This is a genomic window from Pseudopedobacter sp. (assembly GCF_040392825.1).
GTDB lineage: Bacteria > Bacteroidota > Bacteroidia > Sphingobacteriales > Sphingobacteriaceae > Pseudopedobacter.
Genome location: NZ_JBEBVH010000355.1, coordinates 1 through 3,395, shown reverse-complemented (window position 1 = coordinate 3,395; position 3,395 = coordinate 1). Strand labels below are relative to the sequence as shown.

Sequence of the window (3,395 nt, the reverse complement as noted above, 5' to 3'; positions counted from 1 at the left end):
AACTATCTCCCAATGGCATGTATCTGGCGGTAGGCGGTTATGCTAAAAATGTGGGGGAATCCAGAACAATTGCTTTAAATGGAACGGGCGATCTGGCAAAAGTACAGATTTATGGAAGTACCGGCGTTAATACTGTATTAAAGTCGTATACGCTGCCGGCAGGCATATTTTCCTATGGAAATTCTACAGTAGCAGGAAATGTTACCAACTCGAGGTTTACCGGAACGGTAGCTTTGAATGATGGCACCGGATTGTATGCAGGAGGCGGATCAACAAATACAACTTATGGAGGAACGTTCTACATTAATAATAACGCAACAACTGGAAATGCAGATGTCTTTAATCAAATACAAACTACGCAAAGTAATCTGCGCGTTCCGGGCATATTTAATGGTCAGTTATATACGTCTGCCAACGCGGCAGCTTTGGGCGATGCGGCTGCTATACGTTTGGGTATTTTTTCTGAGCCATTCCCAACAGAAGCTAATTCGGCAACAATAAGTAATCTCCCCGGAGCAGATTTTTCCATTCCAATAGCATCTGGTGGTGTACCAATAAATATTTGCCAGTTTGTATTTTATGATGCTGACGCCAGTATTGCAGGAGCCGATGTTGTTTTTGTAACAGATGATGGTTCAACCGCAGGACATAAAGGAGGAATAAAAAAATATGTAAAAAATGCTTCGGGAAACTGGGAATTAAAATACGAAGTGTATACCGGTTCAGGGGTAAATGATGTGAATAATTATAAATTCAGGGGGTTGGTAGGGCAAATAAATTCGCAAAACAACGTCACTCTTTATGCAACGGCTTATGACCCCCAGGCGAATCTGTCAAAAGTTCTTAAACTTACCGATACCGATATTTACACATCCATTACAACTCCCGCTATCACGACACTGATTACCGCACCGTCATCAAATTACATTTTCAAAGGTATTTCTTTTACGCCGGGATCAACACTGCCGCTAAAACTAACCTCTTTTGATGTTAGCAGAAAGCTGTCAGAAATATTATTGAGCTGGACAACAGAATCGGAGTTTAATACTAAGGAATTTGAGGTACAAAGAAGCGCAGATGGAAGTAACTTTGAAACCGTTAGAATAATAGAAACGGTAAATAAACCCGGGAAAAACAGTTATTCTGTAATAGATAAAGCAGTATCTGCCGAAGCAATATATTACAGATTAAAAATGGTTGATCTTGACGGAACATTTTCTTATAGTGATGTTAAAGCAGTTAGAGGTTTAGAAAGTGTATTTGATATTTATCCAAATCCGGTCAAAACAAAATTGACAATTAAGCATGGGAAAGTGCTTGAACCACAAAGGTTTCAAGTAGTTGATATAAATGGTAAGACAGCTTTAACCATTCACGTTTCCTTAAATACAACATATACGGAAGTCGATCTAAGCTCTCTGAAAAAAGGAGTTTATGTAATTCAATCTGAAATACATGGCCAAAGAGTCGAGAGGAAGATAATTAAAGAATAATTGGAAAATAAGATGAAAGCATTATATCCTCTTTGTTTATTTGTATTAAGTATAGTTTCATGTGTTAAGCCAACGGAAAAGCAATTGCCTAACATTGTTATCGTTTATGTTGATGATTTAGGATATGGTGATTTAAGCTGTTATGGAGCTACAGAAGTGAAAACTCCAAATGTAGATCATTTAGCAAAAAATGGATTGCTGTTTACGGATGCGCATAGTTCTGCGGCTACCTGCACACCATCCCGTTACTCGCTGCTTACAGGTAAATATGCATTTAGAAATAATGCGGCTATTTTGCCGGGCGATGCTCCGTTGATTATCCGCCCCGATCAAACAACTATTGCAGATATGATGAAGGAAGCGGGTTATAAAACAGGTGTTATAGGAAAATGGCATTTAGGGCTGGGAGATGGCAAACCGGACTGGAATAAAGAAGAAAAGCCCGGACCCTCAGAAATAGGTTTCGACTATAGTTCCTTAATTCCGGCAACAGCAGACAGAGTGCCTACAGTATTTGTAGAAAATGGAAAAGTGGTAGGCTTAAAAGCTGACGATCCGATAGAAGTGAACTATGAGCGTAAAATAGGAAACGAACCGGACGGGCTTAACAATCCTGAATTGTTAAAGGTAAAAGCAGATACACAGCATAGCGGAACAATCGTCAATGGCATTAGTCGTATTGGCTATATGAGCGGAGGAAAAGAGGCATATTGGAAAGACGAAGATTTTGCAGATGTACTTCATCAGAAAGTAGAGCAGTTTATTGCTAAAGATAAAAAGCAACCATTTTTTCTGTATTATTCATTGCCAAGTATCCATGTTCCAAGGTCTCCTAACGCCAGATTTTCGGGAGTAACGAAAATGGGAGCCCGGGGAGATGATATTGTACAAATGGATTGGATAGTAGGAGAGCTAATAAAAACATTAGATAGGTACGGGCTCGGAGAAAATACTATTGTAATTTTTACAAGTGACAATGGTCCTGTTCTGGACGATGGTTATGAAGACCACGCTGCAGAACTGGTTGGAAGCCATAAACCTTCAGGGATATTTAAAGGAGGAAAATATAGCGCCTATGAAGGCGGAACGCGTGTACCAACAATAATATACTGGAAGGATAAAATAAAAGCAGCCAAATCAGAAGCACTAATTTCTCAGGTTGATTTATTTGCTTCAATAGCCCATTTACTTGGCCAGGAGAAGTATATTGAAAGACTCAGTTTGGACAGTCAGAATATGTTGCCCGCGCTATTGGGTGAATCCCGTCGGGGCCGAAATATAATGTTGGAAGAATCTTTCACCATGTCTTTGCGAAACCAGCACTGGAAATATATTGCCCCGGTAACCAAACGAGTTCCAGATTGGCTAGCAAATAAAGACGTCGCAACAGGCTTACAGAAAAATACTCAATTATATAATTTAAAGGACGACCCATCAGAAGAGCATAATCTGGCAGAAAAATTTCCGGATAAAGTGAAAGAGATGGAAATGCTTTTAGAGGAAGTTCTAAGAGATAAATAATCTGTTTTTCTGAAGAGTTATAACTGGATAGAAATAGTTTTCTATATTTTTAGAAAATCATTTCTATCTCCTAACTTTACCGGAAAAATCCTGTTATGCGCATAGAAGAACTCTATAGTATTTTTAAGCAACATCCGGTAATATCTACCGATACCAGAAAAATAAGTGAAGATTGTTTGTTCTTTGCCTTAAGAGGAGAAAACTTCGATGCTAATACTTTCGCATTACAAGCCCTAGAGCAAGGTGCGGCATTTGCAATTATAGACAAAAAAGATTTGCCTAAACATCCACAATTTATTTTTGTTGATAATGTTTTGCAAACCTTGCAGGAATTGGCAAATTATCATCGCAGAACATTAAACATACCTGTTGTCGGTTTAA

3 protein-coding genes are annotated in these 3,395 nt (G+C 38.7%); all 3 read left to right on the top strand.

Features of this window, described 5'->3' with window-relative positions; all coding sequences use genetic code 11:
* Positions 1-1,493: T9SS type A sorting domain-containing protein (locus tag ABWO41_RS16825; protein WP_353140493.1), on the top strand; the 1,493-nt coding region annotated here is incomplete at its 5' end.
* A 12-nt stretch (positions 1,494-1,505) separates the two neighbouring features.
* Complete coding sequence (locus tag ABWO41_RS16820) at positions 1,506-3,014, top strand: sulfatase family protein (protein WP_353140491.1); 1,509 nt, start codon at positions 1,506-1,508, stop codon at positions 3,012-3,014.
* A gap of 95 nt (positions 3,015-3,109) precedes the next feature.
* The coding region (locus ABWO41_RS16815) for a Mur ligase domain-containing protein (RefSeq protein WP_353140489.1) at positions 3,110-3,395 on the top strand (286 nt) is incomplete at its 3' end.